Here is a 16,340-nt window from a genome sequence, read left to right on the forward strand (position 1 = left end):
CTCCTTGCCGGTCGGGCCTGGCGCGGTCGAGTGGCTATGGGTAGGGGTACAGCAACGGTCATCGTATGCGAGGACCCGGCCGCGCCGGGAGGTCTGCCGTTACGACAACGGACGGGACTGTCCGAAGGTGCCGGGCTGACGGGGAAATGAGGTGGCTCCGGCTGCCCGGCCCACGCAGAATCGGGCGATGGAACCCGTGACACTCACCTCGGAGCGACTGCTGCTGCGCCCGCTCGGCCCCCAGGACATCGACGCCGTGTACGAGGGCGCCCAGGACCCGGCCGTCCAGCGCTGGACCACCGTCCCCTCGCCCTACACCCGCGAGGACGCCGAGACCTTCGCCGGCAAGATCGCGCCGGAGTCCTGGGCGACCGGCACCGAGTACTGCTTCGCGATCTTCCCCAAGGACGGCGGGCCGCTGCTCGCCCTCATGGGCGTGATGGCGCGCGGGACGGGCACCGCCGAGATCGGCTTCTGGGCGGTGGCCGAGCACCGCGGCCACGGCTACACCACGGAGGCGCTGCTGCGCCTGGCCCGCTGGGCGTTCACGGAGCTCGGGATCGACCGCCTGGAGTGGCGGGCCGAGGTCGGCAACGCGGGCTCGCGCAAGGTGGCCGAGAAGGCCGGCTTCACCCTGGAGGGCACCCTGCGCGGCGCCCTGTTCAACAAGGGCACCCGCCGCGACAGCTGGGTCGGCGCCCTGCTCCCCTCGGACCTGGGCCTGCCGAGCGCGCTCCCGTACCTGCCCGCGCAGGGCTGATCCCGGCCCGGGCGTTGTCAGTGGCGGCCACTATCGTGCGGAGCATGACGAGCCTGCCGCCTCCCGCCGCCGAACTGTCCGCCGACGAGGCCCGCCGGATCGCCCTGCGCGCCCAGGGCTTCCTGGGCGCGCCCGACCGGCGGGCCGGGGTGCGCGGGGTGCGCGGGGTGCTGCGTCACCTGGGCGCGGTCCAGCTCGACACCATCTCCGTGCTCGCCCGCTCGCACGAGCTCGTCCCGTACGCCCGCCTCGGCGCGATCGGCCGCAAGACCGTCGAGGAGGCGTACTGGAGCGGCGGCCACTCCTTCGAGTACTGGTCGCACGCAGCCTGCATCCTGCCCGTCGAGGAGTGGCCGCACTTCGCCTTCCGCCGCCGCGCCTACCGCTCCCGGCCGCACTGGAGCCACGAGCTGCCGGACGGCGCGTACGAGCAGGTGATCAAGCAGCTGCGCGCCGAAGGCCCGCTCACGGCAACGGACTTGGGCGGCGCCAAGAACAAGGGCGAGTGGTGGGACTGGTCGGCGTCCAAGGTCGCCGTCGAGCGGGCGCTGATGTACGGCGAGGTGGTCTGCACCGAGCGGCGCGGCTGGAAGCGGGTGTACGACCTGGCCGAGCGCGCCATTCCGGACGCGGTGCTGCACGACGACCTGGACGACACCGAGTGCCTGCGCCGCCTGGTGCGGCTCGCGGGGCAGTCGCTCGGCGTGGGCACCCGGGCGGACATCGCGGACTACCACCGCCTCAAGGGCGAGCAGTTCGACGCGGTGGTCGCCGACTCGGGCCTGGTGCCGGTCAGCGTGCGGGGCTGGTCCAAGCCCGCCTGGGCCGACCCCGAGGCGCTGGCCACCGAGCCGCGCGGCCGCCACCGCACCACGCTGCTTTCGCCGTTCGACTCCCTGGTCTGGGAGCGCGCCCGCACGGAGCGGATCTTCGGCTTCACCCACCGCCTGGAGGCGTACGTCCCCAAGCCCAAGCGGATCCACGGGTACTTCGCGATGCCGCTGCTCTCCGGCGGCCGGCTGATCGGCCGCGTCGACCCGGCGCGCGAGGGCCGCACCCTGGTCGCCAAGCAGGTCTCGCTGGACTCGCCGAAGGCCGTGCGGCCCATGGCGCAGGCCCTGCTGGAGGCCGCCGAGTGGGTGGGCTGCGACTCCGTACGCGTCGAACGGGCCGGGACTCCTCAGGAGGCGGCGGCGCTCACCTCGGCGCTGGCTACCTGATCTCCAGGATCTTCTCGCGCATCGCGTAGACCACCGCTTCCATTCTGGAGTGCAGCTGCAGCTTCTCCAGGATGTTGCGCACATGGTTCTTCACGGTGTTCTCGGAGATGAACAACTCCTTGGCGATGTCACGGTTGTTCATCCCCGTGGCGACCAGCTTGAGGACCTCCAGCTCGCGGTCGGTGAGCCGGGGCGCGGGCACCAGACGGCGCTCGTCGGTGCGCTGGATCATCGACTTGAACTCGGTGAGCAGCTTGGAGGCCATCGAGGGGCTGATCTGCGACTGCCCGTCGGCCACCGCCCGGATCGCGGTCGCGACCTCGTCGGTGGAGATCTCCTTGAGGAGATAGCCGGTCGCGCCCGCCTTGATGGCGTCGTAAAGATCGGCCTCCTCGTCACTGATCGTCAGCATGATGATCTTCGCGCTGGGGGCCACCTCCTTGATGGAGGTGCAGGCCTCGATGCCGCCGCGCCGGGGCATCCGCACGTCCATCAGCACGATGTCCGGCAGCAGGTCGGCCGCCTTGTCCACCGCCTCCGCGCCGTCCCCCGCCTCGCCGACGACCTGGATGTCCTCCTCGGCCGCCAGCACGATCTCCAGGCCCCGGCGGAACAGGGCGTGGTCGTCCACCACCAGGACCCGGATCGGCTCCTTGCGGGAGGTGCCCGCGTCCACGCAGGCCCCGCCGTTCGGGCTGTCGGCATGGGAACCGTCGTGCACCGGCCCGAAGCTGTCCGCCATCGTTCCTCCCCCTGAAGGCCGTGGCCCGAGTTGGTGTGCGGCACCAACCACGCTCCAGGGAGCTGCGGTTGGCGTGCGACGCCATGATTTCATGCCCGGCCGACAGAAGGGTGATCCAGTGGTCGCACGGTGGTGCCCCTGGGGGCGCACAAGGGCTCCAGGGGCACCGTCACCCGTTGGTACGGCGCGCCGTCCGCGGACGTTCAACGCGCCGGCCAGCGGGTTCTCCGCGGTCCTTCCCGGCCGGGGTCAGCCGCCCAGCGCACCGCCCGCGCCGCTCGCGTCCTCACCGGCGAGCGGGTCGGTCTCCAGGTGGATGACGCCGTAGTCGTAGGCGTGCCGCCGGTAGACGACACTGGGCTGCTTCGTCTCCGAGTCGACGAACAGGTAGAAGTCGTGCCCGACCAGCTCCATCTCGTAGAGCGCCTGGTCGAGCGTCATCGGGGCTGCGACATGGTTCTTCTCGCGGACCACCAGCGGTCCTTCGCCCTGTACTTCGAGCGAGCCGATCCTGGTGGTGGGAATGCGGTCTTCCTCCGAAGCGTCCACAGGCTTGCCGTTTCCGTTCAACTCCGCCACACCCGGTACGACAGAGACGACCTCGGCCGCCGAGAGCCGGCCGTTGCCCCGGCGCGTGTAGCGCTTGTCGTGCTGCTTGCGCAGCCGCGCCTCCAGCTTGCCGGTGGCCAGGTCGAGCGCCGCGTACGGGTCTGCTGCCGCCGCTTCCGCACGGATCACCGGGCCGCGCGAGTGGAGGGTGATCTCCACCCGGTCCGAACGGTCCGCCTGCCGCGGGTTGTGTTCCTTGGACACCTCGACGTCGAGGCTGATTACCTTGCCGTCGAGCTTCTGGATCTTCTCCAGCTTCAGCTTCTCGGCCACGTGCTTGCGGAACCGCTCGGGCACCTCGGTCTTGCGGCCCTTGACGACGATGTCCACGCAGAACTCCGTTCCCGGATCACTCCGCCTCAGTGCGGAGCTGCTCCCTTTTGCACCAGACCCCGGTGAGTGCCGGGGCGTCGGACTCGGTGACGTATCACCTCCTCCTCCCCCGTCGAGAAGATCCCCACCCCACCAAGTCGGGGGTAAGTGAAAACGCGCCGAAGCTCAGCCGTGCATTAAGTGAACGGTCTTTCGCCATTCCTCACAACCGAACATAGCTCGCCCGGCCGGATGTCGGCACCCGCTACTCGCACGTACCTCCACTCAAGTGCTTCTGCCCTCTCACTACCTGCAACGATGCAAGTTCGCGGTCAGTTCCGGTTTATTGCGAACGATTCCGGAGTGACCGCGACAACCGCGGCCACCGGGTGCGCAACACCGGCGTTCCGTACCGCCGCCCCGGCTCCCGGCCGCTGATGCGAAGCCCCCGCACGGGGAAATCCTGGAATTCCCTGCCCGGGGCATCCATCTCCGCCGGAAGGGTCGCTGCCGGGATCGCCCACCCCCGTCGCCCGCACCGCACGCGCCGCCTCCACCAGCGTCGCGCCCGTGGTCATCAGATCGTCCACCAGGACCACCCGGCCGCCCTCCAGCAGCCGCGCGCCACCGCCTGCCACCACCAGGGCCCCGGACAGATTCGCGAGCCGCTGCGGGGCGCTCAGGCCCGCCTGGTCGGCCACCACCCGACGCTGGCGCAGGACCGCGGCCACCCGCGCGTCCGTTCCGGTCCGGCGCAGCTCCCCGGCCGCGGCCAGCGCGATGCGCCGGGTCGCGTCGTGCCCGCGGGCCCGCACCGCACGCCGCGACGACGGCAGCGGGACCAGCAGCAACGGCCCCCGGCCAGGCGGCCCCGCGACCGCCCGCGCCGCGCCCGCCAGCGCCTGCCCGAGCACCCCGGCCATACCGAGCGCGCCCCGCTCCTTGTGCCCGAGCAGCACCGCGCGCACCGCGTCCTCGTAGGGCGCGGCGGCGTACACCACGGGCAGCCCGGCGGGTTCCGGCGCCGGACGGACCCGGCGCGCGGGCACCCCGAGCAGCGCCGCCCGGCACTCCTCGCACAGCGCCGTACGCGGCCTGCCGCAGCCGCCGCAGGCGGTCGGCAGCACAAGGCCGGAGAACTCCCGCCACCACCCCCGCATGGCTCCACTGTGCCAACGGGAGCGGGGCCCGGCCACCCCTGTGGACAACCCGTCCACAGCCCGGCGGCTACCCGGGATACGCGGGCGCCGAGCCCTTCTTGACGGCCGTCCGCCAGTTCGCCCCGGGCGGCAGCCGGACGATGCCGTCCTCCTGCGAGTGCGCCACCAGCGGCATCCGGTCGTCGTCGGTGGCCGCGATGTCCGTGAGCTTGTTGACGCTCGGCAGGGTGCCGGCCGCCGACGTCGACCCGTCCGTCTGCACGTAGCGCAGCTGCTGGGAGACCCCGCCGATCTCCTTGCCGACCACGACCAGACGGCTGCGTCCGGCCCAGGAGACGGCGGTCACGTCCTCCATCTGCGGCGCCCCGGGCCGCAGTTCGACCACCGAGACCACGCTCTTGTCGCCGTCGCCGGTCCGCTCGACCCGGCCGATCCGCAGCGTCGTGTGCCCGCCCTCGGACACGAGCAGCGCCACCCGCACGCCGTCCGCAGACATGCGCACCTGCTGGATCTGCGCACCGTTGAGACCGGCCACGTCGACCGTCTCGGGCTCGCCCGTGCCCTGCGCCAGGCGCAGCAGCCGCGACTTGGCCGGATTGCGGTCGGCCACCCACAGGTCGCCGCGCCCGTCCCAACTCGGCGCCGAGAGGCCGCCGTTCTTGGCGTCCTTGTCGTCGCTGGTCACCGGCGTGTGCACCAGCTCGCCGCCGGCCGCGAGCGGGGCCACGAGCAGGGACTTGCCGTCCGCCGACACCCCGGCCGCGCGCTTCTCGTCCCGCGAGACCGCGACCGTACGCACCTGCTGCTCGCCCTTGCCGAACGGACCCTGCACCGGCTCGGTCACCACCGAGGCGTCCGAACCGTCCGAGCTGTCCGTGCTGCCGCCCGAGCTGTCCGAACTGCCCGCGTCGGCCCGCATCCGCTCCACATGGCCACTGGCGTCCACGAAGTACTGCCCCGGGCTGGTCGACATGCGGTCCGGCGCGTACGTCTCGGCCTGGTCGCCGCTGAGCACACACAGCTGGGAGCCGTTGGCCCGGTCGAGCTCCACCTGGCCGATCCGAGTGGTCGTCAGATCCCGCAGGGTGAACAGGAGTTGGGCCGCCATCCGCTTGCACAGCGCCTCTCCGACATTGGAGGCCCGCTCGTTCAGCGGAACCTTCAGTGCGTTGCGGTCGTCCAGGGCAAGCGACTTGGTGTCGCTCTTCAGCGCCGTTCCCGATGGAAACTTCGAAGTGACCACTGGTTTCAGCCAGTTGGTCGGACCGTCCAGGACCGACTGCACCGTCTGCGTGACCAGGTTCATCTGCGTCTCGGGGTCGGTGCGCTGACGCACGTACACCGGGTCGGCGACCAGGCGGTCCTGGCCCGCCGCGAAGTAGTACTTGTTGACGGAGCGGTAGATGCGCTGGAAGTCGGACTGCCCGAGCAGCAGCCCCTCCGGCAGCGCGTCGATGCGCCACTCCCTGCCGGTCCCGTCCGGACCGCTCTGCCGCACCAGGTGAATGGTCTGGCTGTACGTGTCCTGCGGCTTGGCGGGCTGGTAGGCGCGCTGCTTGTCGACGACGGCGACGGGCTTGCCCGACACCGTGAAGGTGAAGCCGTTCGAGTCCGTGCCCCGGTCGCCGGAGCGGTTCGGCTGCGGGTCGGGGCCCTCGGCGAGGACCGTGACCTGGTTCGCCTGCCAGCCCTTCGCGGCCGCCGCGGTCAGATACTGGCGGGCCATCGCGAACTGGGGATCATCGCTGGTCATGGCCTCCAGGAAGCCCGCGACGATCTCGTTCGGCTCGGCGCCGGGCCGCGGCGGCACGGCGTACACCTGCACCTGCGAATCGGCCCGCTGGGACGCCGAGACCGAGTGCACGTCGCCACTGCTCGGCATGGACGCACAGCCCGACACCAGCAGCGAGCCACAGCCCAGCACGACCACCGCCCGCGGCAGCCTGCCGCGGGCCCTCCCCCGGTCAGCGCCCACGGGCCGATCCCTCCTGGTCAGTCACTTCGGCAAGGCGCTCGGGGCCCGCCGCGTCGTCCTCGCGCTCCGCAGTGGGCCGCGCGCCCGGCTCCGCGTCGGCCAGTCGTGCCACCACCCGGCCTCCGCCTCCTCCGGGCAGCCCCGCCGGGCTGGCCGCGGGACCCGAGGTGCGCGGACGCACCGGGGCCGTGGGCGGCACGGGCAGCGTGGAGCGGTCGAGGCGCGGCGTCGGGACGGAGGAGAGCCGGTTGCCCTGCGCCTGCGCGGCCCCCGCCTCGGCCTTGGCCCGCTCGCGGGCGGCCCGTGAGTCCTCCGGCTCCAGTGGTATCGGCGATCCGCGCAGCGGCTCGTCGGCGGTACGCGGCAGGGTCAGGCGGAACTGGGATCCGCCGCCCGGCTCGCCCCAGGCCTGCAGCCAGCCGCCGTGCAGCCGCGCGTCCTCGACGGCGATCGACAGGCCGAGCCCGGTACCCCCGGTGGTACGGGCGCGCGCCGGGTCGGCCCGCCAGAACCGGTTGAACACCCGCGTCGCCTCGCCGGGCTTGAGCCCGACGCCGTAGTCGCGCACCGCGACCGCGACGGCCCCGCCGGCCGCCGCGAGGCGCACCACGACGTCCTTGCCCTCGCCGTGCTCGACGGCGTTGACGACCAGGTTGCGCAGCACCCGCTCGACCCGGCGTGCATCGGCCTCGGCGACCACGGGCTGTTCGTCGCCGGCCACCCGTATCCGGGTGCCCTTGCGCTCGGCCAGCGGCTCGGCGCCCTCGATCACCCGGCGCACGACCTCCCGCAGGTCTATCGGCTCGGCTTCCAGGGCGGCCGCGCCCGCGTCGAACCGGCTGATCTCCAGGAGGTCGGCGAGCAGCGACTCGAACCGGTCCAGCTGCCCGGCGAGCAACTCGGCCGAACGCGCCGTCACCGGGTCGAAGTCGACCCGCGCCTCATGGATGACATCGGCTGCCATCCGTACGGTCGTCAGCGGTGTGCGCAGCTCGTGCGAGACGTCGGAAACGAACCGCCGCTGCATCCGGGACAGCTCCTCCAGCTGGTTGATCTTGCCCTGGAGGTTCTGCGCCATCTTGTTGAAGGCCTCGCCGAGCCGGGCGATGTCGTCCTCTCCGGTGACCTTCATGCGCTCTCTGAGGACGCCGGTGGAGAGCCGTTCGGCGACTCCGGCCGCCATCCGCACCGGCGTGACCACCTGCCGCACCACGAGCCAGGCGATCGCCCCGAGCAGCACCACGACGAAGAGCCCGGCGGTCGCCAGCGTCGTCTTGACCAGGGTGAGCGACTTCTCCTCCTGCACCAGCGGGAAGAGGTAGTAGAGCTGGTAGGACTGCCCGTCGACGTCTTTGAGCCGGGTGCCCACGACGAGCCCCGGCTCGGCGTCCTGGCCGTCGGTGAACTTGATCGAGGTGTACGTCTTGAACGCGCCGACGCCCTCGTCGACGCTGTCGCGCAGGCTCTGCGGAACGCTCGCGCGGGGGTCCACGAAGCCGGAGGCGCGCGGCCCCCGGTTGCTGGACGCCGAGTCGGAGTCCGACGAGGCCGAGCCCAGGGCGACGACGTAGAACGCCCCCTGGCCGCTGCTCGCGAGCTGGGTCACCAGGTCGTTGCGCCAGCTCACCGAGGAGCCGGAGCCGCGGCCCGTGGTGGAGTCGTCGCCGGACGAGACGGGCGTGCCGGCCTTGTCCTTCGCGACCGCGAAACCGCCCGCGGACTGGCTCTCGGCCGCCTTCTCCTTGGTTTCGAGCAGGCCGTTGCGCACCGCCCCGATGACCACGAAGCCGAGCAGCAGGACCACTCCCAGCGACATCAGCAGGGTGGCCGCGACCACCCGCAGCTGGATGTTGCGCCGCCACAGCCGCGCGGCGGGCAGCAGCGGGCGCCGCAGCCAGCGCACGACGAGGCGCAGCACCGGACCGCCGGGCGCTCCGTCCTGGAGCAGCCGGCCGCCCCAGGACGTCTTGCGCCCAGCTTCTTGGGTCATCTCAGCTCGGTCCTGCCTTGTAACCGACCCCACGGACGGTCACCACGATCTCCGGCCGCTCGGGGTCCTTCTCGACCTTCGAGCGCAGCCGCTGGACATGCACGTTGACCAGGCGGGTGTCCGCCGCGTGGCGGTAGCCCCAGACCTGTTCGAGGAGTACTTCTCGAGTGAACACCTGCCACGGCTTGCGGGCGAGCGCGACCAGCAGGTCGAACTCCAGCGGGGTCAGTGCGATCGACTGCCCGTCCCGCTTCACCGAGTGCCCGGCCACGTCGATGACCAGGTCGCCGATGGCGAGCTGCTCGGGCGCAGGCTCCTCGGACCTGCGCAGCCTGGCCCGGATCCGGGCGACCAGCTCCTTCGGCTTGAACGGCTTGACGATGTAGTCATCGGCCCCGGACTCCAGGCCGACCACCACGTCCACGGTGTCGCTCTTCGCGGTGAGCATGACGATCGGCACACCCGACTCGGCCCTGATCAGCCTGCAGACCTCGATGCCGTCCCGTCCGGGCAGCATGAGATCGAGCAGCACCAGGTCGGGCTTGGCGTCACGAAATGCCGCCAGTGCCTTGTCGCCATCCGCTACGAACGACGGCTCAAAACCTTCTCCACGCAACACAATGCCGAGCATCTCGGCCAGTGCGGTGTCGTCGTCGACGACAAGGACGCGTCCCTTCATAAACGTCATCATCCCATTAGCTAATCGTTACCCGGCGTGACCTGGCACACAGCTCCCTCAGCCCGCCCCCTGTCACCGGGGAGAGCACCCCTTCCTCCGTGACGATCGCCGTGACCAGTTCCGGCGGTGTCACATCGAAGGCGGGGTTGTACGCCTGCGTCCCGAGCGGTGCCACCGGAAATCCGGAACCGGGCCCCCAGCCGCCCCCCGGGACCTGCGGCGCAGTGAACTCTGTCACCTCCTGGCCGGGCCGCTGCTCGACCTCGATCGAAGCGCCGTCGGGGCTCTCCAGGTCCACCGTGGTGACCGGCGCGACCACGACGAACGGCACGTGGTGGTACTTGGCGAGCACGGCGAGCGGATAGCTGCCCACCTTGTTCGCCACCGAGCCGTCGGCCGCGATGCGGTCGGCGCCGATGAGGACAGCATCCACCTCACCTGCCGCGAACAGCGAGCCGGCCGCATTGTCGCTCAGCAGGCTGTACGCCATCCCACTGCCCGCCGCTTCGTACGCCGTCAGCCGCGCCCCCTGCAGCAGCGGCCGCGTCTCGTCGACCCACAGCCGCCGCAGCCGGCCCGCCCGGTGCGCGGCCAGCGCGACCGCGAAGGCGGTGCCCTCGCCGCCGGAGACCAGCCGCCCGGTGTTGCAGTGGGTGAGGATGCGGTGGCTGCCGCCGGGCAGCAGCTCGTCGAGCAGCGCGAGCCCGTGCCGGGCCATCCGCGCGCTGCCCTCGGCATCGGCCCGGTGCAGTTCCTTGGCCGCGGCCAGCGCCGCCGCCCCGGCCTCCGCCGGGCCCACGCCCTTCTCGACGGCCGCCCGGTACGCCCCGGCCGCCAGCCGCACCCCGTACCCGAGGTTGACCGCGGTGGGCCGCGCCCCCGCGAGCAGCGCCGCCGCCTCGTCCACGTCGTAGCCGCGCGCAGCGGCGAGCGCCACCCCGTAGGCCCCGGCGATACCGAGCAGCGGCGCCCCTCGTACCGCCAGTGTCCGGATGGCGAGCACCAGGCCCGGCACATCCGTGCAGACGAGCTCCACCTCCTCGGCCGGCAGGCGGGTCTGGTCCAGGAGGACCAGCACCGGGCCCTCCGGAGGCTCGTCCCAGCGCAGCGAAGGAATCCCCGAAGGACCGGGCCCCATGGTGGTTCGCACGTCCTGATCAGCCATCCGCCCAGTCTGCCCCGTGAGCCACCGACAATTGAAGGTGCGAACGAGATACGGGGGCAGGTCCGCGGCCAGGATCCACGTGGCACGATGGCAGCCAACCCGAAGGAGCCGGCACGCGCAGCCGGTCCCGCGACCAATCCACGAGGTGGACGACCGTGAACGACTCTCCGGGCTGGGCCTCGCCCGGATCGGCCCCCTCCGACGGCGAAAACTCGGGCACTCCCCCGACACCCGAGCCCTCCGACCGGGCCCGTGCCTCCTCCAAGTGGTCGCAGGACCAGCCCCCGGCCGCCCAGTGGTCCCCGCCGGGCGCCGGCCAGACGCCGCCTGCGCCGCAGCCCGGCGGGGGCGGCCCGCAGCGGGCGCCCGGCGGCTGGGGCCAGGTCCCGGGGCAGCCTCCGGGCGGCAACTGGAACCAGAACTACGGCCGCCCTCCCGCCGCCAAGCCGGGCGTCATCCCGCTGCGCCCGCTGGGGGTCGGCGAGATCCTCGACGGCGCCGTCTCCACGGCGCGCGCCCACTGGCGCACGGTCCTCGGCCTGACGCTGACCGTCGCCGTGATCTCCCAGATCGCGCAGATCCTCGCCGTCCGGTTCATCTTGCCGACCCCGACCTCGGTCGATCCGAACGCGACGGGCACCGAGGCCGTCAACCAGGCCTTCGACGCGCTGCAGTCCAGCCTCCTCGACCTCACACCACCCCTGATCATCGGTCAGTTCGCCACGCTGTTCACGACGGCCGTCCTCACCATCGTCGTGAGCCGGTCCGTGCTCGGCCGCCCGGTGAGCCTCGGCGATGCCTGGACCGAGGCCCGGCCGCGCCTGCTGAGCCTGTTCGGCCTGCTGGCCCTCCTGTTCGGCATGTTCTGCGCGATCTTCGCCGTCGGCATCCTTCCCGGCGCGCTCCTCGGGGGCGGCGGCGGCGCCGCACTCGTTGCGCTCGGCGGTCTCGCCGCGTCCGTGGCCACCCTGTGGCTGTACATCCGCTTCAGCCTCGCCGCCCCGGCGCTGATGCTGGAACGGCAGAGCATCGTCCAGTCCCTGCGCCGCTCCGCCAAGCTGGTCAACGGATCCTGGTGGCGCATCCTCGGCATCACCCTGCTGACGTCGATCCTGATGGCCATCGTCTCGATGATCATCATGATCCCGTTCACCGCGATCGCGATGGCCGTGGACAGCAGCGACTTCCACGACATCCTCAGCGGCACCACTCCTGAGTTCGGCTGGACCTACCTGATCATCTCGGGGATCGGGGCCGTGATCGCCTCGGCGATCACCTACCCCATCGCCGCCGGTGTCAGCGTCCTGCTCTACATCGACCAGCGCATCCGTCGCGAAGCTCTGGACCTCGAACTCGCCCGCGCCGCAGGCATTCCCGGCTACGAGACACCCGGGAGCTGATGCAGTGTCAGGAGCGGGGGGCTTCATCACGGCACGACTGCTGAACGGCGCATCCGGCACGCCTCCGGTGGACATCGGGCGCGACGCCGCCCGCGAGGCGGCCCGGCGCGAACTGTCCGACCCGGCGTACCACCAGAACGACCCGAGCCTCCTCCAGCGCGCCCTCAGCGCGTTCTGGGACTGGGTCGGCTCGCTCTTCGACTCGGCATCCGGAGCCGCCCCCGGCGGCCCGCTCGGCCTGGTCGTGATCGCGGTCGCCGTCCTCGCGCTGATCGTCGCACTGTGGTGGCGGCTCGGCACCCCGCAGCGAGCCGTCACCTCGGGCGGCACGGTCTTCGACGACCGCCCGCGCAGCGCCGCCGAACACCGCACCGCGGCTGAGACGCACGCCGCTGCCCGCCGCTGGAACGAAGCGGTCCAGGAACGCATGCGCGCCATCGTCCGCTCGCTCGAAGAGCGCGCCCTCCTCGACCCCCGCCCCGGCCGCACCGCCGACGAGGCCGCCGCTGAAGCGGGCCACCCCCTGCCCAGCCACGCGGACCGACTCCGCACCGCCGCCCGGTCGTTCGACGACGTCACATACGGCGGCCGCACCGCCGACGAAGAAGCGTATGGACGCCTGCGCGACCTCGACCGCGACCTCGAACGCACCAAGCCCGCGTTGAGCGACGCGGTCCACGGAGGGGCCGAATGACCGCCCCCATAGCCGCCCCGACCTCCACCACGGTCACGGCCCGCCAGCTGTGGACCCGTACCCGGGGCCTGCTGCTCGCCCTCGCCATCCTGGCCACGGCCGGCATCGCGCTCGCCGCGCTGCACTCCAACTCCCAGCACGGCAGCCTCGACCCACGCTCCGCCGACCAGTACGGCAGCCGAGCCGTCGCCCAGCTCCTGAAGGCCCAGGGAGTCTCCACCCGCGTGGTCACCACGCTCGACGAGGCGACGGCCGCCACCGGCCCCGACACCACGCTGCTGATCACGGTCCCGGATCTCCTGACCGAGGGCCAGCAACGCCAACTCCGGGCCGCCACCGCCCACTCCGGCGGCCGTACGATCCTCATCGCCCCCAGCTCGCCCTCCCTGGGCATCCTCGCCCCCGGGATACGCGCCGAGAGCTCCGTCTCCGTCAAGCCGCGCGACCCCGACTGCGCCCAGCCCGCGGCAGCCCGAGCGGGACGCGCCGACGCCGGCGGCATCCGCTACGCGGCCCCTGACGAGAGCAACGACGGCTGCTACCCGGCCGATGGCCTGCCCACTCTGCTCCGCACCGCGCCCCCGGGACAGGGCGAAACCGTCCTGCTCGGAGCCCCCGACATCCTCCTCAACCACCGCCTCGACAAAGAGGGCAACGCCTCCCTCGCCCTCCAACTGCTTGGTACTCGCCCCCATCTGGTCTGGTACCTCCCCTCGCTGGGTGACGCGTCGGCCACCGACGGCGGCAAAAGCTCCTTCTTCGACCTGATCCCCTCCGGATGGCGCTGGGCCACCCTCCAACTCGCTCTCGCCGCCGTGCTCGCCGCCATCTGGCGGGCCCGCCGGCTCGGCCCCCTCGTCACCGAGCAACTCCCGGTCGCCATCCGCGCGTCGGAGGCGACCGAAGGCCGCGCCCGCCTCTACCGCAAGGCCAACGCCCGCGACCGCGCGGCCGACACACTCCGCTCGGCCACCCGCACCCGCCTGGCACCCCTCCTCGGCATGCCCGCCTCGGCGGCACACTCCCCCGAGGCCCTCGTCCCGGCCGTCTCCGCCCGGCTCCCCTCGGCCGGCCGTGACCCCCTTTCCCTGCTCTTCGGCCCGACACCGGCCGACGACGCCGCACTTGTCCGCCTCGCGGACGAACTGGACGCCCTCGAAAGAGAGGTACGCACTTCATGAGCGACCGCACCCCGGAGACCGCAGCGAACCCGGACAGCGCCCGCGCTTCCCTGGAAGCCCTGCGCGCCGAAATCGCCAAGGCCGTGGTCGGCCAGGACTCCGCCGTCACCGGCCTCGTAGTCGCCCTCCTGTGCCGCGGCCATGTGCTGCTCGAAGGCGTACCGGGCGTCGCCAAGACCCTCCTGGTGCGCGCGCTGGCGGCCTCCCTCGAACTCGACACCAAGCGCGTCCAGTTCACCCCCGACCTGATGCCGAGCGACGTCACCGGTTCTCTCATCTACGACGCCCGTACCGCAGAGTTCTCCTTCCAGCCCGGTCCGGTCTTCACCAACCTGCTGCTCGCGGACGAGATCAACCGCACCCCGCCCAAGACCCAGTCGTCCCTCCTCGAAGCCATGGAAGAGCGTCAGGTCACGGTCGACGGCACCCCCCGACTCCTGCCCGACCCGTTCCTGGTGGCCGCCACGCAGAACCCGGTCGAGTACGAGGGCACGTACCCCCTGCCCGAGGCCCAACTGGACCGATTCCTACTGAAGTTGACGGTCCCGCTGCCGTCTCGCCAGGACGAGATAGACGTGCTGGCCCGCCACGCGAACGGCTTCGACCCCCGCGACCTCAAGGCGGCAGGCGTACGCCCGGTGGCCGGCCCCGCCGACCTCGAAGCCGCCCGCGCCGCCGTCGCCAAGACCTCGGTCTCGGCCGAGATCACCGGCTATGTCGTCGATATCTGTCGCGCCACGCGTGAATCCCCCTCGCTCAGCCTCGGGGTCTCCCCACGAGGCGCCACCGCCCTGCTCTCCACGGCCCGGGCCTGGGCCTGGCTCACCGGCCGGGACTACGTCATCCCGGACGATGTGAAAGCCCTGGCACTCCCCACACTTCGCCACCGCATCCAATTGCGCCCCGAAGCCGAGATGGAGGGCGTCACCGCCGACTCCGTCCTCACCTCGGTCCTCGCCCACGTCCCCGTGCCCCGCTGAGGAGCCCCGATGGCCCTCACCGGACGCTCCGCACTCCTCGCCGCCCTCGGCTCCATCCCCGTCGGCGTCTTCGCCCCGGGCTGGACCGGCATGCTGGCGGTCAACACTCCCCTTGCACTCGCAATTCTGTGCGACTACGCGTGCGCCGCGCCAGTGCAGAAGCTCCAGTTCACCCGAAGCGGTGATACGTCAGTTCGACTGGGTGACGCGGCCGAGGTCGGCCTCACCGTCACCAATCCTTCCAGCCGCCGCCTCCGCGCCCAGCTCAGGGACGCCTGGCCGCCCAGTAGTTGGCCGTCCGGCACCGAACAGGCCGCATCTCGACATCCGTTGACGATCTCGGCTGGCGAACGAAGCCGCCTGTCCACAACACTGCGGCCGACCCGCCGGGGCGACCGCCACGCGGACCGCGTCACGATCCGCTCGTATGGCCCGCTCGGCCTGGCCGCCCGCCAGGGCAGCCACCGGGTTCCCTGGACGGTCCGGGTCCTGCCGCCCTTCACGAGCCGCAAACACCTGCCGTCCCGCCTGGCCCGGCTCCGCGAACTCGACGGCCGTACCAGTGTGTTGACCCGCGGCGAGGGCACCGAATTCGACAGCCTCCGCGAGTACGTCCCCGGCGACGACACCCGTTCCATCGACTGGCGCGCCACCGCCCGCCAGGGAAATGTCGCCGTACGCACCTGGCGCCCGGAGCGCGACCGCCATGTACTCGTCGTCCTCGACACGGGTCGCACATCGGCCGGCCGCGTCGGCGACGTACCCCGGCTCGATGCCGCGATGGACGCCGGGCTGCTGCTGGCCGCCCTCGCTTCACGAGCTGGCGACCGAGTCGACCTCCTCGCCTACGACCGTCGGGTACAGGCCCAGGTGCTGGGCCGAGCCGCGGGCGAACTCCTGCCCGCCCTGGTCAACGCAATGGCCCCACTCGAACCGTCCCTCGTGGAGACCGACGCCCGCGGCCTCAGCGCGGCGGCCCTGACTCACGCACCGCGCCGCTCCCTGATCGTCCTGCTGACCAGCCTGGACACAGCGGCCGCCGAAGAGGGTCTACTCCCTGTCCTGCCCCAACTCACGCAACGGCATACGGTACTGGTGGCATCGGTGGCCGACCCCCACATCCAGCAGATGGCAGCCGCGCGAGGCGACGTCGAGGCGGTCTATGAGGCGGCCGCAGCCAGCCAGAATCAGCAGCAACGCCGCCGCACCGCCGAGAAGCTGATGCGCCACGGCGTCACAGTCGTCGACGCCACCCCGGACGAATTGGCCCCGGCCTTGGCCGATGCATACCTCGAGCTAAAGGCGACGGGCCGCCTGTAAGAAAAAAGGGAGGGTTGGAAGAAGGGAGCCCTTCTTCCAACCCTCCCTGAAACGCGAAAAAGCCCCGCACCGTGACCGTATTCCTACGGTCTGGTGCGGGGCTTTCCCCACAATTTGTTCGGCGGCGTCCTACTCTCCCACAGGGTCCCCCCT

The 16,340-nt window shown here is 71.8% G+C and carries 14 protein-coding genes; 7 read left to right on the plus strand and 7 right to left on the minus strand.

Features of this window, described 5'->3' with window-relative positions; all coding sequences use genetic code 11:
• Window positions 1–187 precede the first annotated feature (187 nt).
• Together ADK54_RS21215 and ADK54_RS21220 are read left to right on the plus strand one after the other, a co-directional pair.
• The gene (locus tag ADK54_RS21215) at window positions 188–760 is read left to right on the plus strand and encodes a GNAT family N-acetyltransferase (protein WP_053727247.1); all 573 of its coding nucleotides are present in this window, start codon (window positions 188–190) and stop codon (window positions 758–760) included.
• Window positions 761–804: 44 nt separating this feature from the next.
• The gene (locus tag ADK54_RS21220) at window positions 805–1,980 is read left to right on the plus strand and encodes a winged helix-turn-helix domain-containing protein (protein WP_199827011.1); all 1,176 of its coding nucleotides are present in this window, start codon (window positions 805–807) and stop codon (window positions 1,978–1,980) included.
• On the opposite strand, the gene ADK54_RS21225 is transcribed toward ADK54_RS21220, so the two are convergent.
• The 7 genes from ADK54_RS21225 to mtnA form a co-directional block, all read right to left on the minus strand.
• Complete coding sequence (locus ADK54_RS21225; RefSeq protein WP_053727249.1) at window positions 1,973–2,722, minus strand: response regulator; 750 nt, start codon at window positions 2,720–2,722, stop codon at window positions 1,973–1,975. The genes ADK54_RS21220 and ADK54_RS21225 overlap by 8 nt on opposite strands.
• A gap of 249 nt (window positions 2,723–2,971) precedes the next feature.
• Window positions 2,972–3,661, minus strand: a complete 690-nt coding sequence (gene hpf, locus ADK54_RS21230) for a ribosome hibernation-promoting factor, HPF/YfiA family (protein ID WP_053727250.1) — start codon at window positions 3,659–3,661, stop codon at window positions 2,972–2,974.
• A 314-nt stretch (window positions 3,662–3,975) separates the two neighbouring features.
• On the minus strand, window positions 3,976–4,803 hold the full coding sequence (locus ADK54_RS21235) for a ComF family protein (protein ID WP_053727251.1): 828 nt from the start codon (window positions 4,801–4,803) through the stop codon (window positions 3,976–3,978).
• A gap of 67 nt (window positions 4,804–4,870) precedes the next feature.
• Window positions 4,871–6,778 carry an LpqB family beta-propeller domain-containing protein gene (locus ADK54_RS21240; protein WP_420717346.1) on the minus strand — a complete coding sequence of 636 codons (1,908 nt, stop codon included), beginning with the start codon at window positions 6,776–6,778 and terminating at the stop codon, window positions 4,871–4,873.
• A complete protein-coding gene (mtrB, locus tag ADK54_RS21245) occupies window positions 6,768–8,768 on the minus strand; it encodes an MtrAB system histidine kinase MtrB (protein WP_053727252.1) in 2,001 nt (666 codons plus the stop codon). The genes ADK54_RS21240 and mtrB overlap by 11 nt, the downstream gene beginning before the upstream one ends.
• Before the next feature lies 1 nt (window position 8,769).
• Window positions 8,770–9,459 carry a two-component system response regulator MtrA gene (gene mtrA, locus ADK54_RS21250; protein ID WP_189389435.1) on the minus strand — a complete coding sequence of 230 codons (690 nt, stop codon included), beginning with the start codon at window positions 9,457–9,459 and terminating at the stop codon, window positions 8,770–8,772.
• 4 nt (window positions 9,460–9,463) lie between these two features.
• Window positions 9,464–10,612: an S-methyl-5-thioribose-1-phosphate isomerase gene (mtnA, locus tag ADK54_RS21255; protein WP_053727254.1), complete on the minus strand. Its 1,149-nt coding sequence runs from the start codon at window positions 10,610–10,612 to the stop codon at window positions 9,464–9,466.
• Between the two features lie 155 nt (window positions 10,613–10,767).
• On the opposite strand from mtnA, the gene ADK54_RS21260 reads away from it, so the two are divergent.
• The 5 genes from ADK54_RS21260 to ADK54_RS21280 are packed head-to-tail and all read left to right on the plus strand — an operon-like array spanning window position 10,768 to window position 16,187.
• Entirely contained in the window at window positions 10,768–12,012 is a 1,245-nt protein-coding gene (locus tag ADK54_RS21260) for a hypothetical protein (RefSeq protein ID WP_053727255.1), read from the plus strand.
• Between the two features lie 4 nt (window positions 12,013–12,016).
• Window positions 12,017–12,706, plus strand: coding sequence for a DUF4129 domain-containing protein (locus ADK54_RS21265; protein WP_053727256.1), 690 nt, complete (start codon window positions 12,017–12,019; stop codon window positions 12,704–12,706).
• Complete coding sequence (locus ADK54_RS21270; protein WP_053727257.1) at window positions 12,703–13,887, plus strand: DUF4350 domain-containing protein; 1,185 nt, start codon at window positions 12,703–12,705, stop codon at window positions 13,885–13,887. The genes ADK54_RS21265 and ADK54_RS21270 overlap by 4 nt, the downstream gene beginning before the upstream one ends.
• Window positions 13,884–14,867: an AAA family ATPase gene (locus ADK54_RS21275; RefSeq protein ID WP_053727258.1), complete on the plus strand. Its 984-nt coding sequence runs from the start codon at window positions 13,884–13,886 to the stop codon at window positions 14,865–14,867. Before ADK54_RS21270 ends, ADK54_RS21275 begins: the two co-directional genes overlap by 4 nt.
• Before the next feature lie 9 nt (window positions 14,868–14,876).
• The gene (locus tag ADK54_RS21280; protein ID WP_053727259.1) at window positions 14,877–16,187 is read left to right on the plus strand and encodes a DUF58 domain-containing protein; all 1,311 of its coding nucleotides are present in this window, start codon (window positions 14,877–14,879) and stop codon (window positions 16,185–16,187) included.
• Window positions 16,188–16,340: the final 153 nt, after the last annotated feature.

This window comes from Streptomyces sp. WM6378 (assembly GCF_001279695.1).
GTDB lineage: Bacteria > Actinomycetota > Actinomycetes > Streptomycetales > Streptomycetaceae > Streptomyces.

What these genes read in the sequence shown, in the direction of transcription:
- ADK54_RS21215 (WP_053727247.1), top strand. Translation starts at nt 188, where the DNA reads ATGGAACCCGTGACACTCACCTCGGAGCGACTGCTGCTGCGCCCGCTC.
- ADK54_RS21220 (WP_199827011.1), top strand. Translation starts at nt 805, where the DNA reads ATGACGAGCCTGCCGCCTCCCGCCGCCGAACTGTCCGCCGACGAGGCC.
- ADK54_RS21225 (WP_053727249.1), bottom strand. Translation starts at nt 2,722, where the DNA reads ATGGCGGACAGCTTCGGGCCGGTGCACGACGGTTCCCATGCCGACAGC.
- ADK54_RS21235 (WP_053727251.1), bottom strand. Translation starts at nt 4,803, where the DNA reads ATGCGGGGGTGGTGGCGGGAGTTCTCCGGCCTTGTGCTGCCGACCGCC.
- mtrB (WP_053727252.1), bottom strand. Translation starts at nt 8,768, where the DNA reads ATGACCCAAGAAGCTGGGCGCAAGACGTCCTGGGGCGGCCGGCTGCTC.
- mtrA (WP_189389435.1), bottom strand. Translation starts at nt 9,459, where the DNA reads ATGATGACGTTTATGAAGGGACGCGTCCTTGTCGTCGACGACGACACC.
- mtnA (WP_053727254.1), bottom strand. Translation starts at nt 10,612, where the DNA reads ATGGCTGATCAGGACGTGCGAACCACCATGGGGCCCGGTCCTTCGGGG.
- ADK54_RS21270 (WP_053727257.1), top strand. Translation starts at nt 12,703, where the DNA reads ATGACCGCCCCCATAGCCGCCCCGACCTCCACCACGGTCACGGCCCGC.
- ADK54_RS21275 (WP_053727258.1), top strand. Translation starts at nt 13,884, where the DNA reads ATGAGCGACCGCACCCCGGAGACCGCAGCGAACCCGGACAGCGCCCGC.
- ADK54_RS21280 (WP_053727259.1), top strand. Translation starts at nt 14,877, where the DNA reads ATGGCCCTCACCGGACGCTCCGCACTCCTCGCCGCCCTCGGCTCCATC.